Raw genomic sequence first — 22,354 nt, 5'->3', positions numbered from 1 at the left:
GGCAAATCCTGTTGCCGAACGATCCGTCGCGGCCGGGAACCGAACTCCCGGTGCGGAATTATACTTCGCGATACCATCTTCGGAGGAACGCCAAGTGAAATTCTCGACGATTGCCGGCGCCGCTGCCATCTTCGCGCTCACCGCCGGGACCGCGCTCGCCGCCCCCTGCAACACGGGTTCGACGAAGGGCAACAGCCCCGGGCAGCAGGCTGCGAACGACAAGAGCTCGGCCGCCGATCAGGGTAGCAAGAATCTCGCCGGCGGCCAGCAGCCTGCCTCTCCCGGAACCGTCGGCGCCATGAACAACGTCGGTGCCAACCAGATGGTCGGCGACAAGCCCGGCTCGGACGCCAAGAACGACCAGGGCGACGGCGTCGGCACGTCCAGCAAGAACCTCGCCGGCGGCCAGCAGCCGGCCTCTCCCGGAACCGTCGGCGCCATGAACAACGCGGGCGCGAACCAGGAGCTCGGCAAGAAGGGCGACGATTGCTGATCGCCTGATCGTCACGGATCGATCCCAATGCCCGCCCGGTCGCCGACCGGGCGGGTTTTTTCTTGGGCCCGGCCGCAGCCCGGACCTTCCTGCCCACGACAGGCGTCGCTTCAGGCGTCCCGCGCGCTGCCGACCAAGGCATCCGTCCTGTCTCGCAGGGCCTGAAGGCTGCGGTAGCCGACCGAGGCCGCGACCTGGCGCGGGGGCCGGCCGTCGGCGGCCAGGGCCAGGGCGCGCACCACGCGGGCCCGCGCCCGCCATTGTCCGAAGGTCAGCCCCGTCTCCCGGCGAAATCCCCGTGTCAGGGTCCGGCGGCTCAGGCCCGCCTCCTCGGCCCAGGCGTCGAGGTCGAGCGCCCGGGCAGGGTCGCCGATCAGGCCAAGGCAGACCCGGCGGATCCGGGGATCGCGCGGCAGGGGCAGGGCCAGGCGCGTCTCGGCGGCGCAGCCGATCTCATCGAGAACCAGGGCCGCCAGGTGCCCGCCCCGCCCGGACTCGTCGTAGAGCACGGGCTCGTTCGTCAGGGCGACCAGGGCGGCCGATAGCAGTGCCGAGACCTCGATCACCCGGGCCCGGCGGGGAAAGCCGGAGATCGCCTCCACCGCGAGGTAGGCCGAGCACATCGCCACATCCCCGTGCATAACGACCGCGTGCGGCAGGCCGGGTGGGATCCACAGGGCATGCCCCTCCGGCACGACCCAGGTCCCGTCCTCGGCGGTGGCCATCATCAGGCCGGCGGTGGCGTAGAGCAGTTGCGCCCGTGGATGCCGATGCCGGTCCGTGCTGCTGCCGGCCGCGAAGGTCTTGGGCATCACCGCGACGGCACGCGGGACATCCTGATAGTCCTCCGCCCGGATCGAACGCATGGCCTCGCCCTGGCCCGATTGCGTACATCTTCGGCCCGACGCCATTCAACGGGTCAGGTAGACAGGAGGCAAGCCCCCCGCAGAGGGCTGCCGGAGTGGGGATCCGAAAGGGTCCCTGCCAGAGGAGATGCCCGACCGATGGATGCCGAGACCCTGTCCCGCCGCACCCTGCGCTTCGTCAACGTGGCGCATGCCCTCGATCATTTCGTCCTGCTGGTCTACCCCACCGCCGTGATCGCGATCGCGGCCCAGACCGGCCTCGGCTACGGCGAACTGATCAAGCTCGCGACCGGCGCTTTCGTGGCCTTCGGCCTCTGCGCCCTGCCGATGGGCTGGCTCGCAGACCGGTTCGGGCGCCGCAACATGCTGGCGGTCTTCTTCCTCGGCTACGGCCTGTCCTGCCTCGGGGTGGCGAGCGCGGCCAGCCCGGCGGCGTTCATGGGGTGGCTCTGCGCGCTCGGGCTCGCCTCCGCGATCTACCACCCGGTCGGCTCGACCATGCTGGTGAGCCACGCGCGCCGCCTCGGACGCGATCTCGGCGTGAACGGCGTCTGGGGCAATCTCGGTGCCGCCACGGCTTCCGGAGTGACGGCGCTCCTCGCCACGGCCTTCGGCTGGCAGGCAGCCTTCATCGTGCCCGGCCTGTTCTGCCTCGCCTGTGGGGCGGCGTTCCTGGCCCTCGTACCCGGGGACGGTGCCGGATCGCAGGGCAAGGCCGGCGCGAAGCCCGTCATCCCGGTCGCCCGCCCTATCTCCCTCCTCGTGGTCTTCGCCTTCGCGATCGTGGCGGGCGGAATGACCTTCAACATCACCACGATCGCCCTGCCCAAGGTGGTCGACGAGCGCGTCGGTGACGGCTTGCCCCTCGTCCTGATCGGCTCCGTGGCCACCCTGGTCTTCGTCTTCGGAGCCCTGACGCAGCTGCTGATGGGACGCCTGATCGACCGCTACAGCCTGCCGGCGCTGTTCCTCGGCCTGTCCGTCCCGCAGCCGCTGGGCCTCGGCATCGCGGCGTCGAGCACGGGCCTGCCGCTCCTGGCCGGCCTCGTGCTCACGATGGCGGCTCTCTACGGGCAGGTCGTCATCAACGACGCGATGGTGGCCCGCTACGTGCCCCCGCTCTACCGAGCGAGGGCCTACAGCGTGCGCTACTTCCTCGGATTCACCGTGAGCGGGTTCGTGGTGCCGATGATCGCCCTCCTGCACGACCGCGGCGGCTTCAGCCTGGTCCTGGGAATCGCCGCCGCCTTCGGCGCGGTGATCTTCGCCGCAGCCCTGGGCTTCTACGTGCTCGCCCGGCAGGCCGGATCTCACGCGGTCGCCCCAGCGACTTAGGCGGTCAGGCAGCGTTGTCTCGGGACGCAATCGGACGGGGCGTCGCTTCGCCTCTCGCTTTTCCGGGACCGACGAACAGTTCAGGCACCTCTGCACGGCGGAGCCGGAGCCAGCATGGGCGTTTTGGGGGAGTCCCATCGGAACGAGGGCTCGGGCCGCTCGCCGGAGAGGCCGAGAAACCGTCCGGGAAGCATCATCAATGCAACTGGTTCGTCGCCCGGCCGGAAGAAGCCATTCGACGCAGTGAACAGGTGAGTCTCGCGAGACCGGGACATCACCCGACCGCACGAGCCCAATCCCCGACCTTTCGACACGGCCTGGACCCAACCCAATCATGCGGCTGTCGGAGGCGCGGCCCGCTTGCGGACCTTAGACGTCGGACCTCGCAGGACAAAGGCCGAGGCGATCCTTCTGACTTATCGTCGCGGAAGGCTGTGCAGGCCTTTCAGGAACGCATCGACATCGGCACGCGTGTTGTAGAAGGCCAGGGAGGCCCGCACCGACTGGTCGACGCCGAAGCGGCGCAGGGCGGGAAGGGCACAGTGATGGCCCGAGCGGACCGCGATGCCGCTTGCGTCGAGGTGGCGGGCCACGTCCTCGTTGGCATGGCCATCGATGACGAAGGACATCACGCTCGCCTTCCGCCGTGCTGTGCCGATGAGGCGAAGGCCCTTCACGTCGGCAAGTCCGGCCTGGGCATAGTCGAGGAGATCGTGCTCGTAGGCGGCGATGCCGGGAAGCCCGACGCCCTCCAGGTAGTCGAGGGCGGCGCCGAGGCCCACGGCGCCGGCGATGTCGGGGGTGCCGGCCTCGAACTTCTCCGGCGCGCCCTTGTAGACGGTCCGGGCGAAGGTGACGTCCTCGATCATGTGGCCGCCGCCCTGCCAGGGCGGCATCGCCTCGAGCAGATGGGCCTTGCCGTAGAGGGCGCCGATGCCCGTCGGCCCGAACACCTTGTGACCGGAGAAGACGAGGAAATCGGCATCGAGCGCCTGCACGTCGAGGGGAATGTGCGGCGAGGACTGGGCCGCATCCACCAGCACCGGCACGCCGTAGGCATGGGACAGCGCGATGATCTCCGCCACCGGGTTGATGGTGCCCAGCGCGTTGGCGACGTGGGTCACCGAGACGATCTTGGTGCGGCCCGAGAGCAGGGCGGCGAACTGCTCGAAGATGATCTCGCCGCGGTCGTCGACCGGGATCACCCGCAGGGTCGCGCCGGTGGCCTGGGTCAGGAGCTGCCAGGGCACGATGTTGGCGTGGTGCTCGATCTGGCTGACGATGATTTCGTCGCCCGGTCCCACATGGGCGCGGCCGTAGGAATTGGCCACGAGGTTGATCGCCTCGGTGGTGCCGCGCAGGAAGACGATGTCGTCCTTCGACGGTGCGTTGAGGAAGCGCCGCACCCGCTCGCGGCCACCCTCGAACAGGTCCGTCGCGCGGGCCGCCAGGGTGTGGGCGGCCCGGTGGATGTTCGAGTTGTGACGGCCGTAGAACTCCGACGTGGCGTCGATGACGCTCTGCGGCTTGTGGGTGGTGGCCGCGTTGTCGAGCCAGACCAGCGGGTGGCCGTTCACGCTCTGGTGCAGGGCCGGGAAGTCCTTGCGGACGCGCTCGACATCGAAGGGCGCCGCGACCGGGCGCGACCCATGGGAAGTCACGCGCGGGGCCGGCCCGCCGTGCCGCGAGGGCTCGGCGCGCGGGGAGGCGTGCGGCTTCGAGGGGCGCCGCGGGGCCGTCTGGACGGAGTCCGTCAGGAAATAATAGTCGCCCGATGCGGACGCCGCGTCGTCGCTCCGCTGGGCCGCGTGCACGGGGTCGTCCGAGACGCGCACCGTGCGTTGAGATTTTTCGCGTTGGGATTTTTCGCCTTGGAAGCTTTCCTGGGCGACGTCCCCGCCGCGCGTCGAGGGATCGGCCGGTACGAGGCTCGGCGCGATCGCGTGCGCGAAGGCGTTCGCGCGCGGATGGTCCTGGGCGATTCTCCGGTGCAGGTCCGGGCCGCCGGGTAGGAAGGCAGCTACCTCCTGGACGGTGGGCACGAAGAACTCCGGCAGCCCGCGTCCTACCGACAGGGGATCGGCGAGGGGATGAACCGAGGGAATCGTCGCCGTGTCGAGGAAGCCGGCACCCACCGGAGTGGGCGTTGCGCCAAACGGGTTGGCGGCCGATGGCCCGGTCAGGCCCGGTAGCCCGACGCTCGGGCCACCGAAGTTGCGGGCCCTGAGGGCCGAGGCGTCGGGTTGGAGGCCCGACGGCAGGGCGCCCGAGGGCGCGCCGATTACGGCACCCGGCGCAGGCTGTCCAGGGGCCTGGGGAAGACTCTCCAGACCCTGGGGAGCTTGCGGCACGACCGGCAGCGCGGGCGCCGCTTGGCTCTGGCCGTAGATCTCGCGGGCGAGGCGCCCGACCAGGTCGGCATGCGCCGTGTCGCCGGCTGCGCCCGTGGGGAGGCCGAAGGCGGACGATCCCAAGAGACCGGCCTCAGGCGTAGTCATGGTAGTTGCCCAGGAGCACGTTATCGAGGCGGGCGATCGCGTCCTCCACCAGCACGGCGGCGGAGAAGTAGCGGGTCACCAGGTGCGAGGCGATGGAATGGTCGTTGGTGCCCATGTAGCGCACCGACAGGCCGGGCTCGATCTCGCCGGTGACGCCGGATTTCTGCAGGCCGACCACGCCCTGCTCGCCCTCGCCGACGCGCAGCAGCAGGATCGAGGTGGTCTGGGCGCCGGTGACCGGATCGGTGTCGATGGGCAGCTTGTCGCTCGGTACCAGCGGCACGCCGCGCCAGGTGAGGAAGGGCGCGCTGAACAGGTGGATCACCACCGGGGGGACGCCGCGCCGGGTCGCCTCCCGGCCGAAGGCCGCGATGGCGCGGGGGTGCGCGACGAAGAAGGCGGGCTTCTTCCAGACCAGCGTCAGCAGTTCGTCGAGGTCGTCCGGGGTGGGCGGGCCGCCGCGGGTCGGGATGCGCTGGCGACCACCGACCTCGTTCAGAAGGCCGAACTCGGAATTGTTGAGCAGCTCCCACTCCTCCCGCTCCTTCACGGCATCGACCGTGAGGCGGATCTGCTCGCGCAACTGGTCGATCTCGTTGGAGTAGAGGTCGGTGACGCGGGTGTGGGTGTTGAGGATCGTCTGGATCGTGGAGAGGTGGTACTCGCGCGGATCGATCTCGTAATCGACGAAGGTGGTCGGCAGGCGGGGCGCACCGGTCTGCACCGCGAGCAGCTCGATGCCCTGCTCGCCGTGGCTGTTGGTATGCCCCGCCAAGCGGTCGCGCTCCTCGACATACTGCGCGATGCGGTTCTTGACGGCGTCGTCGTCGAGGGCCGCCCGGTCGAGGGTGAGCAGCGTGACGGCCGAGAGCGCCGTGACGGCGGGGGCGGGCTGGCCGGCCCCCGTGAGCGTGTCGTCGCCGAAGAAGTCGCCGCGGGTGGCGAGACCCGAGCGCAGGCGGTTCTTGTAGGGGCCGGACAGGGACAGCTCGACGGTGCCGTCGGCGACGATGGTCAGGCTGCGGTCGCCCGCGCCGCCTTCCGAGATCGTCTCGCCGGCTTTGTGCTTGCTCTCTGTGAACCGGTCGGCGAGGGCCGCGAGCTCGGCATCGCCAAGCCGGCTGAACGGGGGCACGGCGCGCAGGGAAGCCGGGCTGATCGCACGCGCCTTGTCGGCGGCGGCGAACTCGATGCGGCCGGGCTTGGCCAGCACGACGGCGCGCCGGTTCACGCGGTAGACGCCGCCATCCACGTTGACGAAGGGCAGGAGCCGCAGGAGCCAGCGCGGGGTGTTGGCGAGGTTCTGGACCGACGTGACGGTCGCCGTCGATAGATTGCGTGCTGCGGATGCGCCCACGCTCTGCCCCTGTCCGCTCATGGTTGGTCGTCTCCGTCTGGATTGTCGAGTGATGTCGTGCGCATCAGGCCACGGCTCAGCGCAAACACAGTCGATCGACTACGCGATCGAGAACAGAGCCGCGGAGTCTGCGGCAAAGTATTGCTATTTCCGGCGTGAATATTTGTACGGTGCCGGAAGTGGCGCGGTTCTAGCCGCGGTGCCGATATGGCGTCAATGGAATAATAATCCATTTTTGAGGTTGTTTTAGTTTAGCGAACTCCTCCTGCAGACGTATACAAAATTACATGCTTTTTAATTGAATAAAAAAGAAGATTATTCCATAAGAATAGGGTTCTGGGGGAATGGTTGGAACGATCTGGCGTAAGACTCGGCCCACCCGGGCGGGGCGACCCGCGCACGGCCGGTCACAGGAACCGGTCGGACATCGGAAGACGGATTCGCGGCCGCCCTGCGGGCCGCTGGTCAGGCCCTCGAATCCGTCAGATCCCGTCTCCGAAGAACTGATCCATGGTCTGGGCCGGATCCTCGGCGGCACTGATTCGCGACACGACGCGGGCCGGCACGCCCGCCACGGTGGTGTGGGCCGGCACGTCGTGCAGGACGACCGCCGCAGCCGCCACCTTCGCGCCCTCGCCGACCCGGATGTTGCCGAGTACCTTGGCGCCGACGCTGAGCAGCACGCCGCGCTCGATCTTCGGGTGGCGGTCGCCGCTCTCCTTGCCGTTGCCCCCGAGCGTCACCGATTGCAGGATCGAGACGTCGTCGGCGATCACCGTGGTCTCGCCGATGACGACGCCGGTGGCGTGGTCGATGAAGACGCCCGAGCCGATCCGCGCCGCCGGGTGGATGTCGGCCCCGAACACCTCGGAGATCCGGCTCTGGATGTGGAGCGCCAGGGTGGCGCGGCCCTGGTGCCAGAGCCAGTGCGCCACCCGGTAGCCCTCGAGAGCCGCCAGCCCTTTGTAGAACAGGAAGGGGTCGAGGTAGCGTCGGCAGGTCGGGTCGCGCTCGCGGATGGCCACGAGGTCGCGCACCGCATGCTCGCCCGCATGCGGGTCGGCCTCGAAGGCCGAGAGGCAGAGGTCGCGGGTGGAGAGCCGCGCCAGGTCGCCGTCGCCCAGGCGATGGGCGAGGCGGTAGGCAAAGGCGTGGATCAGGCTCGGCTGGTCGAGCACCGTCGCCTGGATGATGCCGGCATAGAGCGGCTCCTCGATGAGGGCCGCCTCCGCCTCGGCGCGCATCGCCCGCCAGACGTCGGAGCCGGCCGTGGTCTGGCTCACGCTGCGCAGGGGCGGACGGAGGAGGTTGCTAGGAACCCGCGAGGCCTGGCTGCCGGCGGTCATGCGGATCGGGACGTCCGGGCGGCGCGCGGCGGCATCGGCTTCAACCGACGCGCTGGAAGAGGGCGGCGATGTAGCCCACGAGGAGGCCGTGCCCCTCGAACTGGACGTCCACGACCTGCGCCCCGTCTCGGGACGGCAGGATGTCGACGATGCGCCCGGTGGCGTGGCGCCAGATCCCGAGTGCATCGGCCACGTCGAGCCGGGCGAACACAACCTGATCTCCGAGAACCATCGCTATCTCCGGTCTGTACGTCATCGCTCGAGGGGGTGACTAGGAGGGCGTCGGTGGGGCGGTCCGGGGCCCGCGGGCGGGCCGTCGCAAGGCGCGGACGGGAGCGTCGAACCTGAGGGAAGTGTGCCGATCCGGGCCGTTCCGGGTCAATGACAGCGGTTTCCAAAGATCGGCCGCTTGCGGGCACAGCCTTCCTCCCGGACGGGTCCCGGGAGCAGGCTTGTCCTGCGCGGCCGATTCCGGCCGGCTCAGCGGGCCGCAACCGGGATGTCGGGGCGTGCTTCTCCGGTGAAGCCGTGCCGGTTCGGCATCGCCACCTTCGGGAGCGTGCCGGCGTCCAGCACGGCGTCCTCGGGCAGGAGGCCGTTGAGGTGGAGGACGTAGGCGCTCAGGGCGTAGGTCTCGTCCGCGCTGAGAGATTGCGGCGCGTCGAAGGGCATGGCGCGGCGAACGTAGTCGAACAGGGTGGTGGCGTAGGGCCAGTAGCTGCCCACCGTCCGGACCGGTTTCGGCGTGGCGAGCGAGCCCTGGCCGCCGGCGAGGGCGTCGGCGCTGCCGCCCTCGCCCATTGCTCCGTGGCAGGCCGCGCAGCGCGCCCCGAACAGGACGGCGCCGTCGCGGACACTGCCGTGGCCCGGGGGCAGGCCCCGACCGTCGGCGCGGACGTCGATGTCCCAGGCGGCCAGGACCTCCGGCGTGGCCGCGCGGCCGATCCCGAGGTGGGCCGGCGGGCCGTGCAGGCCCGCGACGGGGCCGCCGGGATCGGCCAGGGCCGCACCGGTCAGGACGAGGCAGGCGAAGGATCCGAGGAAGCTAACCCGCATGGCTGACGCCTCCATCGGCGGCGACCCGCCAGCCGAACGTCGCGTTGTTGTGGTAGAAGGACTGTGTGCCCCGCACCGAGACCAGGGCGGCGCGGTCGGGCTGGACGTAGCCGGTCTCGTCGGTGGCGCGGCTGAGGAGCTGGGCCGGACCGCCCTCCCAGCGCCAGGGCAGGCGGAACCGGGTGAGGCAGCGCGGCAGGATCGGGCCCTCGAGGGTCGCCGCCTGCCAGCGGGCGCCCCCGTCCGTGGAGACCTCGACCCGAGCGATCCGGCCCCGCCTGGTCCAGGCGAGGCCCCGGATCTCGCGGAAGCCCGGTCCGCCCAGGCGCTCGCCCCCCGAGGGTGCGGTGATGACGGATTTGGCCTCCATCACGAAGGTGAACTGTCGCGCCGTGCCGTCCGGCATCAGGTCGGTGTACTTCGCGGTCTCTTCGCGGGTCTGGAACGGCTGGTCCCCGATCTTGAGGCGGCGCAGCCACTTGACGCTGAGGTTGCCCTCCACGCCGGGCACGAACAGCCGCAGAGGATAGCCCTGCTCCGGCCGCAGACGCTCGCCGTTCTGGACATAGGCCAGGATCGCGCCGTCGCGGGCGAGGTCGAGGGGAAGGCTGCGGGTCATCCCGGAGGCGTCGGCGCCCTCGGCGAGGATCCAGGCGGCGCCCGGCCTCACGCCGACCTCGTCGAGCAGTGTGGCGAGCTCGACCCCGGTCCACTCGGAGCAAGAGAGCAGGCCATGGCTCTCCTGCAGAGTCCAGGATGGCTTGGCGCCGAGCCAGGGCGTGTTGCCCGAACATTCGAGGAAGTGGATGCGCGACACGGCGGGCATCCGCAGCAGGTCGTCCATGGTCAGGACGAGGGGGCGTTCCGCCAGGCCGTGGATCGCCAGCCGGTGCCGCTCCGGGTCGATCGCCAGCACGCCGGCATGGTGGCGCTCGAAGTGGAGGCCATTCGGGGTGATGATGCCGTGTAGGTGCTGCAGCGGCGTACCGGTCGAGGCCGCTCCCGGAAAGGGCGGCGGCGTCCGCGGCCGGCGTCCCAGCCGCTCGAAGGGAGACGGCTGACCATAGGCCGGCGAGGCCACCGGCGCCCCGGGAGTGCGGCTCCACGGGGGAATCTCCAGGGGCTCGGCGGCGCCCGCCGCGCGGGCTGCCGTCGCGATCCCGATCCCACTGGCAGTGGCGCCGGCCAGGCGAAGGAAACCGCGTCGATGCGCGGGCCGGCGCAGGGCGTCAGGGGGCATGGGATGGAATCCGGACGAGGGTGGAGGGAGGTTCAAGGCGCGGAGGCCACACGCGACCGAGCGTGAGCGGACAGGATCGACGGCGCCTCGAAGACCCATATTCAAACGTATTCAGAGGAGACGATCAACGGAACCGTCTTTCCTTCTTCAATCCAGGACGAGGGAAACGGTCTCCAGATGGGCCAGGGCGGAGACTATCCTCGGTCGGGACGCTCGATCGCATGTCGGCTCGGCCGATGGCGGAGCGTCGGGGCAGCGTTCCCTCAGGCTGGGCGTGCGGCCGGCAAGACTGACCAACCGGATTGATCAGCAAGAGAAGGCGGCACTTTCCCGTGTCGGAGCAGGGCGTCCGGCGCTAAATTGCTCACTGGGAGAAATACCCTCCGGAACCCGAAGCCCGGAGCATGAACGGTCTCCGGCAATTCCGTAATAAAGACTTCACTTTTATTGACGTGCACCGGACGCGGGATAAGATCTTCGGCGTCGGTCCGGAGCGCAGTATCGGCCTGGATTGCCTAATTCTCTTCAGACGATACGGCTTCTCCGAGTAGGGCTTCTGCTTCGAGCAGGGTCGCTCCTCCGGAGCACGAAATCGTCTCCAAAAAAGTCGCGGCGGGCAAGATGACAATCAGGCAATACACGATCCTCTCGCGACGGCTGGCGGGTGCCCTGCTCGGCGGGCTGGCGCTGTGCACGGCGCTCTCCGGCGTCGCGGCGGCGGCCGAGGGCCAGTTGCGGATCGCCAAGCAGTTCGGCGTCGTCTACCTGCTTCTCAACGTGGTCGAGGACCAGAAGCTCATCGAGAAGCACGGCAAGGCGGCCGGCCTCTACATCAAGGTCGACTACGTCCAGCTCTCGGGCGGGTCCGCGGTCAACGATGCGCTGCTGTCGGGCAACATCGAGGTCGCCGGGGCCGGCGTCGGGCCGCTCTTCACCCTCTGGGACCGCACCCGGGGCCGGCAGAACGTCAAGGGCGTCGCCTCCCTCGGCAACTTTCCCTACTACCTCGTCACCAACAATCCCGAGGTGAAGAGCATCGCCGACTTCGGCGAGAAGGACCGGATCGCGGTCCCCGCGGTGGGCGTCTCGGTGCAGTCGCGCATCCTGCAATGGGCCTCGGCCAAGCTCTGGGGCGACAAGGAATTCGCCAAGCTCGACCGGATCAGCGTCGCGGTCCCGCATCCGGAGGCGGCGGCCGCGATCATCAAGGGCGGCACAGAGATCTCCGGGCATTTCGGCAACCCACCCTTCCAGGAGCAGGAGCTGGCCGAGAACCCGAAGGCCCGCATCGTCCTGAACTCCTACGACGTTCAGGGTGGGCCGGCCTCCTCGACGGTGCTCTACGGGACGGAGGCGTTCTACAAATCCAGCCCGAAGACCTACAAGGCCTTCCTGGACGCGCTCGACGAAGCGGCGAAGTTCATCACCGAGAACCCGGAAAAGGCGGCCGAGATCTACATCCGGACGACCAACAGCAAGCTCGACCCGGCGCTGCTGAAGACGATCATCACCAACCCGGCCGTGACCTTCAAGGTGACGCCGGAGAACACCCTGGGCCTCGGCCAGTTCATGCATCGGGTCGGGGCGATCAAGACTGCGCCCCAGGCGATCGGCGACTACTTCTTCGCCGATCCGCGCATCACCACCGGCAGCTGAGCGGCCGCCCATGATCTCCGCCGCCACCCTGTCCGACCTGTCGGTCCTCGAACTGGCGAAGGCGCCACCGCGCGGCGGCGTCCGGCGCGCGGTGGCCCCTGCCCGACCGGCACCGGAGCCCGCGCCCGCACGGGACGCGTCGCCCCTGCTGCAGATCCGGGGCGTCACCCTGGAATACCGCACGCCCCAGCGGGTCGTTCGCGCCACGCACCGGATCGACCTCGACATCCATGCGGCCGACCGCTTCGTCCTGCTCGGGCCGTCGGGCTGCGGCAAATCCACCCTGCTCAAGGCGGCGGCCGGCTTCATCACCCCGGTGGAGGGCTCGATCACCCTGGCGGGCGCGCCGGTGCGCGCGCCCGGGCCCGACCGTATCGTAGTGTTCCAGGAATTCGACCAGCTGCCGCCCTGGAAGACGGTGGCGCAGAACGTCGCCTTCCCGCTGCGGGCCGCCAAGGCGCTGGACCGGCGCGAGGCGCAGGAGCGTGCGCGTCACTACATCGACAAGGTCGGGCTCACTCCCTTCGCCGACAGCTACCCGCACCAGCTCTCGGGCGGCATGAAGCAACGGGTCGCCATCGCCCGCGCCCTGGCGATGCAGCCCCGGGTGCTGATGATGGACGAGCCCTTCGCGGCCCTCGACGCCCTGACCCGGCGCAGGATGCAGGAGGAACTGCTCGCCCTCTGGGACGAGGCTCGCTTCACCCTGCTGTTCGTCACGCATTCCATCGAGGAGGCCCTCGTGGTCGGCAACCGGGTGGCCCTGCTTTCGCCCCATCCCGGCCGAGTCCGGGCCGAGTTCAACAGCCACGCCTTCGATCTCGCCAGCATCGGCAGCGAGGCCTTCCAGGCGGCGGTGCAGCGGCTACACGCGCGCCTGTTCGACACCGACGCCCCCGGCGGAGGCGGTCCAATGACTGTCTTGGCGACGCGCCCCGATCTCGTGTCCGGCGATCGGGTGCCGCCGATCCGTCCGGAATACGACCGGGTGCTCGCGCCCTTCGTGGAGGCTCCGGTGGAGCGCACGCTTCCGCTCGGCGTGCGGCTGTGGCAGCAGGACTGGCTGCGCAAGGGCCTGATCATCGCCGCCCTGGCTCTGCTCTGGGAGGGGCTGGCGCGCTGGCAGGACAACGATCTGCTGCTGCCCGGATTTCTCGCCACGATGACCGCGCTCGCGGATGGCCTCGCCCACGGCGAACTGCTGGACCGGGTGCGGATCTCGCTCACCGTGCTGGTGCAGGGCTACGTCGCCGGCATCGTGCTCGCCTTCGGGCTGACGACCCTCGCGGTCTCGACGCAGTTCGGCCGCGACCTGCTCTCGACCCTGACGGCGATGTTCAACCCTCTGCCGGCCATCGCCCTGCTGCCCCTGGCCCTGCTGTGGTTCGGCCTGGGCTCCGGCAGCCTGATCTTCGTGCTGATCCATTCGGTTCTGTGGCCGATGGCGCTCAACACCTATGCGGGCTTCCAGGGCGTGCCCGAGACCCTGCGGATGGCAGGGCGCAACTACGGCCTGCGCGGGCCGTCCTACGTCCTGCAGATCCTGATTCCGGCCGCTCTGCCGGCGATCCTGTCGGGCCTCAAGATCGGCTGGGCCTTCGCCTGGCGCACCCTGATCGCGGCCGAGCTGGTGTTCGGCGCGTCCTCGGGACGGGGCGGCCTCGGCTGGTACATCTTCCAGAACCGCAACGAGCTCTACACCGACCGGGTCTTCGCCGGCCTCTTCCTCGTCATCGTCATCGGCCTCGTGGTCGAGAATCTGGCGTTCGCGGCCTTCGAGCGGCTCACCGTGCGGCGCTGGGGCATGGCCCGGTAAGGCATGACGCGCTAAGGGGCGACTTACGGTGGCGGAGCAGGGGCGATTCCCATGAGCACCTATGCGTCCGGGTTCGCGGGCGGCGCGCTGATCGGCCTGTCGGTCGCGCTCCTGATGCTCCTCAACGGGCGCATCGCCGGAATCAGCGGCCTCGTGGCCGGCCTCGGCCGGGATCGCGGTCTCCGCCGGTGGGTCGATGCCGCCTTCGTCGCCGGGCTCATCGCCGGGCCGCCCGCCTTCGCCCTCGCCACCGGGGCCTGGCCGGCGATGCGCTTCGTCGCCTCCCTGCCGGTGCTCGTGGTCGCCGGCCTCCTGGTCGGGTTCGGCACCCGCCTCGGCTCGGGCTGCACCAGCGGCCACGGCGTCGCCGGCCTCGCCCGGCTCTCAGCCCGCTCGCTGGCCGCGGTCCTGACCTTCCTGGGGGCCGGCATGCTCACCGTGGCGCTGCTGCGGGGGCTGGCATGAGCGCGGCGCTCCGCCTGCTCGCGGCCCTCGCCGCCGGGCTGATCTTCGGGCTCGGCCTGTCGCTCTCGGGCATGCTCGACCCGGCCCGCGTCCAGGGCTTCCTCGACGTGACCGGCGCCTTCGACGGCCGGGCGGCCTGGGACCCGACCCTCGCCTTCGTCCTCGGGGGCGCGGTGAGCGTCGCCGGCCTCGGCTACGCCCTGGCCCGCCGCCTGCCGCGCCCGGCCTTCGCGGGAGCCTTCGACCTTCCAGCGAACCGCCGGATCGACGGACCGCTGATCGGGGGCGCCGCCCTGTTCGGCATCGGCTGGGGCCTGTCGGGCCTCTGCCCCGGGCCCGCCGTCGCGGCCCTGTCGACGGGAGCGCCACCAGTGGCGACCTTCGTCGCCGCCATGCTGGTGGGCATGGCCGTCCACCAGCGGTTCGTCGCCCGCGCCTGAGCTTCAGCGCACCCGGGGCAGGACCTGCTCGGCGAAGCGCCGCATCTCGGCCTCGAACGGCTGGAATTGCAGCATGAACAGCTCGATGCCGGCGGCATGGAAGGCGCGGATGCGGGCCGCGACGGTCTCGTAGCTGCCGACGAGGCCGGCGGCGGTCCCGCCGTTGGTCCCGACATGCCGCGAGGCCGCCGCATCGGTCTTGGCGAACATCACGCTCGCCGTGTCCGTGCGCGCCCGGGTGTCGGCCCGCAGCGCCGCGTCGCGGTCGGCCAGGGCCAGCAGGCGCGCGTGCTCGCTCTGCGCCGCCGCATCGGTGTCGCGGGCGATGACGAAGGCCGAAAGGCCGTAGCGCAGGGGCCCGTTGGCGGCGGGTCGGCGGGCGACGTCGGCGATCAGCGCCGCGACCTCCGCGAGGGGCTGGCCGTTGATGAACCAGACGTCGGCCCGCTCCGCCGCGAGGGCGCGGGCCGGCTCGGATTCGCCGCCGAGATAGATCGTCGGGCGCGGCCGGAAGCTGCCGGCCGGGCGCAGCTGGTAATCCGCGACCCGGAAGTGCGGCCCCGCATGGGTGACGCGCTCGCCCCGCATCAGCCGGTCCACGAGGCCGATCCACTCGGCGCCGTAGGCGTAGCGCGCGTCATGGGCCGGAAAGGGCAGGCCGGCCCGCTCGAACTCGGCCCGGTTCCAGGCATTCACGAGGTTGAGGGCGAAGCGCCCCCTTGCGATGTGCTCGATCTGGAGGGCCATCTTGGCCAGCACGACGGGATGGTAGAGCCCGGGCTTGATCGCCGCGATGATCTCGATGCGCCGGGTCAGGGCGGCCAGCGCGGCCGAGGCCGTCCAGGCCTCGAGCTGGTCGCGCCCGTCGTCGTAGGGATTGGCGGTGTGCTGGGCGACCAGCACGGCGTCGAAGCCGAGGGCCTCGGCCTCCAGCACGAGGGCGCGGTTGCGGTCCCAGCTGGCGTCGTCCGGCTCGTCCGGATCGTGGTGGGAGGCACGGGCGCCGTGGACGGCGGCCCAGATCCCGAAGCGGAGCGGATGGGTCATGCGCTCAGCCCCGCTCCGCCGGCGGCTGCCAGGTATTCACCGCGGTCGCGTCGAGGTCGCGGGGAATCAGCCTGGCGGCGCGGAAGGTGTCGGCGATGGCCTGCTGCTCGCCGAGCTCGGCCCGCACCACCGGCGTGACGTCGTAGGTCCGGCGCCGGTTCACGGTGGCGACCACCTCCGGGGAGAGGTCGCCCCAGATCGGCGCGAGGAGCGCCACCGCCGCATCGGGCTCGGCCTTGGCCCAGCGGCCCGCCTCCCGGAGCGCCCGGTAGACCACCTCGAGCACCCGCGGGTTCTCGGCCACGAACCGGTCGTTGGCGAGGTAGTAGCGGTGGTAGCTCGACAGGCCGGTGGCGTCGGCCAGCACCCGCACCGGCCGCTTGGCCTGGGCGATGGCGAGGAACGGGTCCCAGATCACCCAGGCGTCGAGGCTGCCCTGGCCGAAGGCCGCGAGGCCCTCCGGCGCCTGGAGATAGGCCGGCTTGATGTCGCCGAAGGCGAGGCCCGCGCGTCTGAGGGCGGCCGCCAGGATGAAGTGGCAGCCCGACCCGCGCGAGACGCCGACGGTGCGCCCCTTCAGGTCGGCGATGGAGCGGATCGGCGAGTCCTCGGGAACGATGATGGCCTCGGCCGCGGGGGAGCCGACCTCGCGGGCATAGAAGGTCAGCGGCGCGTTGGCCGCCTGGGTGAAGATCGGCACCGCGTCCGCGACGTCCGCGTGGAGATCGACGGCCCCGGCATTCATCGGCTCGATCACGCTGGTGAAGAGGTGCCAGGAGGGCGCGAAGCCCAGGGGCTTCAGGCGCGCGTCCAGGGTGCCCTTCGCCTTCAGGATGGTGAGCAGGGTCGAGGAGCGCTGGTAGCTCAGGCGCACGGTCCGCTCGGCCGCCCGGACCGCCGGCATCCCGAGGGGCGCCAGCGCGGCGGCCCCGAGGCCGGCGCGCAGGATCGTCCGGCGCGACGGGGCTGCCCCGCGCGGCGTATCGTCGGTCATCGATCGTCTCCGGAAGGCCAGTCTTGTCGAGGGAAGGTCTCGCGGGGAAAAAGTCCCGCGCCGCGCCGCCGAGGGTCGCCGCGGGCCCGCTCGCGGATCGCCGGCACCGTGGCGGTGCGATCACGATCCCGTGCCGACGATTTACGGACGCCCGCCAAGATTTGGCAAGGAAAGGGTTTTTCGAATTTGCGCGCTTTCGCGGAGGAATGTTTTTGCCGACCGAAGCAGATCCAGGATGCCGCCGCGAAGTCCGTCGGCCCGCAGCCCGGCCTCACCGTGAAGGCCGGAATCGCGCCTCCGGCGCGCGGATCGAGCGCCGGCGGACGAACCTTCGCCCGCACCCGTCACCGTCCCGGATCCGGCCTGCCGCCACCCCAGGGACGCCACCCTGCAGGCGCCCCGCCCTTGGCCCGGGCCGGCCACCCCGATCCGTTCGTAGAGCGGACGGTCAGGTCCCGAGCCTGCGCGGTAGCCAGGAACGTCCGCTTGCAGGCTTCTCGTGGCGGCAGAAACCCTCGGCAGCTCCGGGCGGATCGACGTTGGTCCGCTTTCAGGCGATGGTTGGGGAAAGCGGACGCCGCCACGCCGGCTCGCAACCCGACCTAGCCTGCGAGGGCATTCCCCTCTGAACGCCGTACCGTTCATGCAGCCAACCCTGAAGATACCGCATTGGCAGCCGGTTCAACCTAACGAGAGCGGCCACACTCGGCGGCGCGGGTCGGCGGCGCTCGCGCCGGTCGCAACCAATCTCCCGGGTGACGCCGTGTCGGCCAGTCTCGTCCTTGAGCGCTCCGTGCTCGAGCGCGTTGGTGGTCCGTTCCTGGAGGGTCGGGCCGAGGTTCCGCGCCTGTCGATCGGTCACTTGCACCGCACGGCCAGCGATGGTTACGCGGTCAGACGTTCTCGTGACGTGGGCGAACAACGCGGCTCGCAGCGGCGCTCGGACCGAGACCGTATCGCCGCACGACTGGCTGAGCGGACCCTGTGCACGCCTGAGCGCTGGCAACCCTTCCTCAAACGCCTCGACCGAACTGCCCTGCCGCAGCGTTCTTCACGCACCATCAAGCGGTTGATCGTCCTATTTTGGTTCTTAATCGAATGTTTACCCTGCTCATCCAGCCTTCGTCGACCTAACGCGGCGGATGCAAACGGAGACGTTGTGGGGAGCAGCTTGGAGCCGAGCGAGGCCGACCGGTTCGCACGGGTTGCCCGCGAACTCACCGCCCTGCGCCAGACGTCGGACGCATCGCCGCGCGATCCGTTTCTGATCGCCATTGTCGTGCCCGTCTACAATGATTGGGCCGCCTTTCGGATCCTGGCACGCGCGATCGACACCATCCTGGTCGCGGCCGACCTCTACGCCGAGCTCATCGTCGTCGACGACGGCTCCTGGCAGTCGGGTGAGAGCGTGCTCGCCGAGATTGCAGGTGCGGCCCGGCGGCTGCGCGTGCGACCGGCCGTGCTCGCCACCAATCTCGGCCACCAGCGTGCGATTGCCGTCGGTCTCGTGCAGGCGAGCGCGCGGGCGAACGTCTACCGCGCTATCGTCGTGATGGACGGCGATGGCGAGGACCAGCCGGAGCATATCCCGCTCCTCGTCGCGGAGGCCATGGCCCACCCCAACGCCGTGGTTTGCGCCCAGCGCCGACGGCGCTTCGAAGGCTCCCGCTTCGCCCTCGGCTACGGCCTGTTCAAACTCGTCTTCCGGCTCTGCACGGGACGGCACATTGATTTCGGCCATTACTGTGCGATCCCGCCGGCGCACCTGCCGCGGCTCGTTCACACCCCGGCGCTGTGGAGCCACTTCGCCGCGAGCCTGATCCGTTCCGGCCTGCCGCTCCACCGCGTCCCCCTCGACCGCGGTCGGCGTTACGCCGGGCGTTCGACCATGAACGCGACGGCGCTGATCCGGCACGGGCTCAATGCCATCGCCGTGTTCGAAGACGTCTGCCTCGTGCGCCTCCTCGTGCTGCTCGCGGCGTTCGGGTGCGGGGTGATCGTCGCGATGATCGGCGTGGTGGCGGTCCGCTTCTGCACCGACCTCGCCATGCCCGGCTGGGCGACGAACGCGGGCGGGCTGCTCCTCGTCGTGCTGTTCCAAGCGGCACTGCTCGCGGCGACGGCGGCCGCCGCCCACCTCAACCGTCGCGCCCTGCCCGAGATCGTGCCGGCCCGCGACGCGCCCTGTTTTCTGCGCGCCCCCGCCGCCCCCGCGGACGACAATGGAGAAGCGAATTGGCCACCGGATCGGCGGGCGGCGTGCTGATCACACAGTCCGACTATGTCGGGACTGAACTTGAACTCTTCGCTGCCGCCCGCAACTGGAAGCGCTACTGGTCGGACGTGATCGCGCCGTTCGTCGGCGGCCGTGTCCTCGACGTCGGCGCCGGGCTGGGCGCGACGGCGGACGTGTTCTCCACGCGGGCGACCATCGAGGCCTGGACGTGCCTGGAGCCCGACGCGCGCTTCGCCGGGCGCCTGGCCAGGCGGATCGCGTCGGGCGGGCTGCCCGCGCGCACGCAGGCGCGGCAGGGAACGGTCCGGGACCTTGACCCCGCCGAACGCTTCGAGACGATCCTTTACATCGATGTGCTGGAGCATATCCGCGACGATCACGGCGAGCTCGCCGTGGCGGCCGCGCGGCTCGCGACAGGCGGCCACCTCGTCGTGCTCTCGCCGGCCCATCCCTGCCTTTACTCGCCTTTTGATGCCGCGATCGGCCACGAGCGGCGCTACACCCGTGCGACCTTGCGCGAGGCTGCGCCAGAGAGCCTGCGGCGGGTGCGGCTCGACTACCTCGATGCCATCGGGTTCTGCGCCTCGCTGGGCAACCGCCTCGTCCTGCGGAGTGCGATGCCGAACGCGGCGCAGATCGCCGCCTGGGACCGGCTGATGGTGCCGCTCTCGCGTCGCCTCGATCCCTGGTTGGGGTTCCGGGCGGGCAAGTCGGTGCTGGGGATCTGGACGCGATGAGCGCTGGGCTCATTCACGGGGCGTCGCCGTCCGTTCATCCGCCGCGCAGCATGCCGCGCGGGGCCGAGCTCGGCTGGGGATTGCTGACCGCCGTACTCGCCATTGCGACCGCGGCCATTCCGCTCGTCCACGAGCCGGCCTTCTACTTCACGGACGACTACCAGTCGTATTTCCTACCCGGCTTCCTGGAGATCGCCCGGCTGATCAAGGCAGGGGAGCTGCCGTTCCTGACGCCGCGGCTGTTCCAGGGCGGGGCATTCCTCGCCGAATACCAGTACGCGCTGTTCAATCCCGTCAGCCTGCTGCTCTACCTCGCGCTCGACGGGTTCGCGCGGCTCGATCACGCCGCGGCCTTCTTCGCGCTCGTTCACGTCGGCCTGCTCGCCGGCGGCACCCACGCGCTGGCGCGCCTGGTCGGCGTGAGCCGACCGGCCGCCGTGCTGGCCGGGCTGACGGCCGCGACCAGCGGATGGATCATCTACTGGGGCGCGATCACTTGGATCCCCGGCCTCGTCAGCACGGCCTGGCTATCCTGGGCGGCCGCCGCGTTGATCCGTGCCTACCGGGATCCGGGCTTTGTGCCGCTGGCAGCGGCCGCCATCTACCTGACGATCACGAGCGGGTGGCCGTTCTCCGACGCGGCGCTCATCGTCGGTCTCAGCGTTGGACTCCCCCTGGCCTTCTGGGTCGGGCGTGATCGGCACACCTGCCTGCGCATTGCGCTGACGGCCGGGCTCGGTGGGCTGCTCGCCGCCCCGTCCTGGATGCCTCTCGCGGCCGCCCTCGGGTCGAGCTCCCGCCAGCCGGAGAGCTTGTTCAGCGGGATGCTGTCCACGCCCCCCTCGGTCCTGCTGGCGCTGGGCGTTCCGATCTGGCCGGAGACTTGGCTCGGGTTCAGCGGCGCAACGACGACCGCTGGGCCGCCTACCCAGTACGTCTCCTGGTGGGTGCCGGCTGCCATTGTGATCATTTCCCGGGCGCGGCTGAGTGAGCCCGAGGGCCGCGGCGTCGCCCTGTTGCTGGCGGTGACGGGCGTGATCGCGCTGCTCGCGATCTCGCCGGGCGTGTCGCAGCTGCGCTGGCCCTTCCGCTTCCTGCCATACGTCCAGATCGGCTTCACGATCGTCGCGGCCTGGCTTGTCACCCGCGATCGCTGGGCGCTTGGCCCGACACTGGCGCTCATCGCGGTCGGTGGCGCAGTCGCGCTCGCGCGCGACCCCGACCTCCTCCCGCTCCAACTCACGCTGACGGCGCTCGTCGCCCTGGCGGCCGTTCTGGCGCTGCAGGCGGAAGGGACGGCGCGGCTCGCCGTCATCGCAGCGAGCCACGCCGTCGTCTTCGCCATCCTCACCGCGGTCATGCCGTTCAATGGCCAGGCCGGCACGTGGCCCGCGCCGATGGAGCGCTCGGCCTACGGGGCTCCATCCATGCGCCCGGGCGACACGATGGTGGTTCTCCACGGCAAGGGCTACCACCGAGCGCCGATGACGCCGGAGGCTCAACGCGCCGTGTTCACCGAACTGCCCCATTCCAACACGCCGCTGCTCATGGGAGCCGCAGTGGTCGGCGGCTATTCGCCCATGCCGGTCCGGGGCTTCCGCGCGATCTGCATGGGGTATGTCGGTGTAACTTGTCCGGAGGCCGCCGAGCGACTGGCGCGCCCGGATCCCGTAACGGGCGCCAGCACGCTCGATCTTGCGCGCGTGGTTCGGGTCGCGGCGGAAAAAGGGCCGCGCGCGGACGGCTTCGCGTCCGTCGCCGGACCTGACTGGACCCGGCGCAGCGGCGCGGCGGCCGAACTGTTCGAGCGGGTGGCCGGCGCACCCGTCCTCCCTGGAACGCTCTCGGCCGGGCCGGCGGGCTTCCGCGTCGCCGCGGCGGCGGAGGGGGCGGCGTCCGGGCGATACAAGGTCGCCTCGCCAGCGGGCGGCCGCATCGTCTGGGCGCGCGCGTGGTACCCGGGCTACGCGGCGTCCTGGAACGGCGCACCGCTGGCAGTCGAGATCGTCAACGACTTCCTCGTGTCGACGGTCGTCCCAGCGGGAGACGGCGTGCTGGACCTGCGATACGTACCGGCCGGCCTCTTTACCGGCCTCGCCGTCTCGGCGCTGGCCGCGATCGCGCTCGCCGTTCTCACAGTGTCGGGCCGGCGTACCCGCGCCTGACATCTCACCGCCCTGCAACCGGCCCTTGAGGGGCGCTGTCATTGTCGGCCGTCCTCGAACGTTCGCTTCTCGGCAGCGCTTCGCCGATCCAGAACATCCGGCATAGAGGCGAAGTCGAATGTCGCCTTGCGGGTCGCGACCCCAATACTGCTTGCCACCTGTCACGGACATCGCCGCAGGCCGCCGTGAGCCTCGGCACGACGGCCGGCCTTACGGCACGCAGCGCCTGGAGATCCCGTGGCCGACGTCGTGGAGCATCTTCCCGATCTGCCACGCACCGGAACTCGGCGAATCGTTCGTCGCGGCGCCGTCGTGGGCCGCTCGCGTCCGGCTCAACCTCACGCGGGCGGCGGCCGTCCGAGAGAGGACCGCGCGGACTGGAACGGCCCAGATACGCTCGAGGCTCCGCCTCGCAGCGGGGGATCGGCGATCGACCCTCTAATCGAATCTGTCGCGCGCCCGTGCCATGCGCTCATCCATGCGCGTCCAGCCCGAGCTCCGCTTGGGTGCTCGCCGATCGGTAAAGATAGATGCTCGCAATGCGCTGGATGCGAAGGACAATACGGTAGCGATACGCTCGGAAAACGTCTGGTTGTAGGTCATGTTC

At 70.3% G+C, this 22,354-nt stretch carries 18 protein-coding genes and 1 pseudogene; 10 read left to right on the top strand and 9 right to left on the bottom strand.

Going from position 1 to position 22,354, the window contains the following annotated elements; translation table 11 throughout:
* Nucleotides 1-94 precede the first annotated feature (94 nt).
* Complete coding sequence (locus tag ASF49_RS08660) at nt 95-493, top strand: hypothetical protein (protein WP_056470770.1); 399 nt, start codon at nt 95-97, stop codon at nt 491-493.
* Nucleotides 494-603: 110 nt separating this feature from the next.
* On the opposite strand, the gene ASF49_RS08655 is transcribed toward ASF49_RS08660, so the two are convergent.
* Nucleotides 604-1,359, bottom strand: a complete 756-nt coding sequence (locus tag ASF49_RS08655; protein ID WP_056470767.1) for a helix-turn-helix domain-containing protein — start codon at nt 1,357-1,359, stop codon at nt 604-606.
* 138 nt (nt 1,360-1,497) lie between these two features.
* On the opposite strand from ASF49_RS08655, the gene ASF49_RS08650 reads away from it, so the two are divergent.
* Complete coding sequence (locus tag ASF49_RS08650) at nt 1,498-2,694, top strand: MFS transporter (protein ID WP_056470765.1); 1,197 nt, start codon at nt 1,498-1,500, stop codon at nt 2,692-2,694.
* Nucleotides 2,695-3,110: 416 nt separating this feature from the next.
* Here ASF49_RS08650 and ASF49_RS08645 read toward each other — a convergent pair whose 3' ends face one another.
* The 6 genes from ASF49_RS08645 to soxC form a co-directional block, all read right to left on the bottom strand.
* Complete coding sequence (locus ASF49_RS08645) at nt 3,111-5,192, bottom strand: family 2A encapsulin nanocompartment cargo protein cysteine desulfurase (protein ID WP_056470762.1); 2,082 nt, start codon at nt 5,190-5,192, stop codon at nt 3,111-3,113.
* On the bottom strand, nt 5,179-6,570 hold the full coding sequence (locus ASF49_RS24710) for a family 2B encapsulin nanocompartment shell protein (protein WP_056470761.1): 1,392 nt from the start codon (nt 6,568-6,570) through the stop codon (nt 5,179-5,181). Before ASF49_RS24710 ends, ASF49_RS08645 begins: the two co-directional genes overlap by 14 nt.
* 461 nt (nt 6,571-7,031) lie before the next feature.
* Entirely contained in the window at nt 7,032-7,895 is an 864-nt protein-coding gene (gene cysE / locus ASF49_RS08635) for a serine O-acetyltransferase (RefSeq protein WP_056470757.1), read from the bottom strand.
* A 40-nt stretch (nt 7,896-7,935) separates the two neighbouring features.
* On the bottom strand, nt 7,936-8,127 hold the full coding sequence (locus ASF49_RS08630; protein ID WP_056470754.1) for a hypothetical protein: 192 nt from the start codon (nt 8,125-8,127) through the stop codon (nt 7,936-7,938).
* Between the two features lie 248 nt (nt 8,128-8,375).
* The gene (locus ASF49_RS08625; RefSeq protein WP_082511022.1) at nt 8,376-8,951 is read right to left on the bottom strand and encodes a c-type cytochrome; all 576 of its coding nucleotides are present in this window, start codon (nt 8,949-8,951) and stop codon (nt 8,376-8,378) included.
* A complete protein-coding gene (soxC, locus tag ASF49_RS08620; protein WP_056470752.1) occupies nt 8,941-10,191 on the bottom strand; it encodes a sulfite dehydrogenase in 1,251 nt (416 codons plus the stop codon). The genes ASF49_RS08625 and soxC overlap by 11 nt, the downstream gene beginning before the upstream one ends.
* Before the next feature lie 621 nt (nt 10,192-10,812).
* On the opposite strand from soxC, the gene ASF49_RS08615 reads away from it, so the two are divergent.
* From ASF49_RS08615 to ASF49_RS08595, 5 genes and pseudogenes are all read left to right on the top strand, one after another.
* Entirely contained in the window at nt 10,813-11,847 is a 1,035-nt protein-coding gene (locus ASF49_RS08615) for an ABC transporter substrate-binding protein (RefSeq protein ID WP_056470747.1), read from the top strand.
* A 10-nt stretch (nt 11,848-11,857) separates the two neighbouring features.
* Nucleotides 11,858-12,736: pseudogene (locus ASF49_RS08610) on the top strand (ABC transporter ATP-binding protein); the annotation flags it as partial.
* A 24-nt stretch (nt 12,737-12,760) separates the two neighbouring features.
* Complete coding sequence (locus ASF49_RS08605) at nt 12,761-13,663, top strand: ABC transporter permease (RefSeq protein ID WP_056470805.1); 903 nt, start codon at nt 12,761-12,763, stop codon at nt 13,661-13,663.
* A gap of 51 nt (nt 13,664-13,714) precedes the next feature.
* Nucleotides 13,715-14,128: a YeeE/YedE family protein gene (locus tag ASF49_RS08600; protein ID WP_056470744.1), complete on the top strand. Its 414-nt coding sequence runs from the start codon at nt 13,715-13,717 to the stop codon at nt 14,126-14,128.
* Complete coding sequence (locus ASF49_RS08595) at nt 14,125-14,568, top strand: DUF6691 family protein (RefSeq protein WP_056470741.1); 444 nt, start codon at nt 14,125-14,127, stop codon at nt 14,566-14,568. Before ASF49_RS08600 ends, ASF49_RS08595 begins: the two co-directional genes overlap by 4 nt.
* 3 nt (nt 14,569-14,571) lie before the next feature.
* Here ASF49_RS08595 and ASF49_RS08590 read toward each other — a convergent pair whose 3' ends face one another.
* Together ASF49_RS08590 and ASF49_RS08585 are read right to left on the bottom strand one after the other, a co-directional pair.
* A complete protein-coding gene (locus tag ASF49_RS08590; protein ID WP_056470737.1) occupies nt 14,572-15,615 on the bottom strand; it encodes an LLM class flavin-dependent oxidoreductase in 1,044 nt (347 codons plus the stop codon).
* Between the two features lie 4 nt (nt 15,616-15,619).
* The gene (locus ASF49_RS08585; protein WP_056470733.1) at nt 15,620-16,609 is read right to left on the bottom strand and encodes an ABC transporter substrate-binding protein; all 990 of its coding nucleotides are present in this window, start codon (nt 16,607-16,609) and stop codon (nt 15,620-15,622) included.
* A gap of 763 nt (nt 16,610-17,372) precedes the next feature.
* On the opposite strand from ASF49_RS08585, the gene ASF49_RS08580 reads away from it, so the two are divergent.
* Genes ASF49_RS08580 through ASF49_RS08570 form a run of 3 tightly spaced genes read left to right on the top strand, consistent with a single transcriptional unit; the run spans nt 17,373 to nt 21,747 of the window.
* Nucleotides 17,373-18,875: a glycosyltransferase gene (locus ASF49_RS08580; protein WP_243214871.1), complete on the top strand. Its 1,503-nt coding sequence runs from the start codon at nt 17,373-17,375 to the stop codon at nt 18,873-18,875.
* Nucleotides 18,845-19,582, top strand: coding sequence for a class I SAM-dependent methyltransferase (locus ASF49_RS08575; protein WP_056470725.1), 738 nt, complete (start codon nt 18,845-18,847; stop codon nt 19,580-19,582). The genes ASF49_RS08580 and ASF49_RS08575 overlap by 31 nt, the downstream gene beginning before the upstream one ends.
* Complete coding sequence (locus ASF49_RS08570; RefSeq protein WP_056470722.1) at nt 19,579-21,747, top strand: hypothetical protein; 2,169 nt, start codon at nt 19,579-19,581, stop codon at nt 21,745-21,747. The genes ASF49_RS08575 and ASF49_RS08570 overlap by 4 nt, the downstream gene beginning before the upstream one ends.
* Nucleotides 21,748-22,354 lie beyond the last annotated feature (607 nt).

The organism is Methylobacterium sp. Leaf104 (genome assembly GCF_001422885.1).
Lineage (GTDB): Bacteria > Pseudomonadota > Alphaproteobacteria > Rhizobiales > Beijerinckiaceae > Methylobacterium.
The sequence above is the reverse complement of the archived record's forward strand: the minus strand, read 5'-3'. Positions and strand labels throughout refer to the sequence as shown.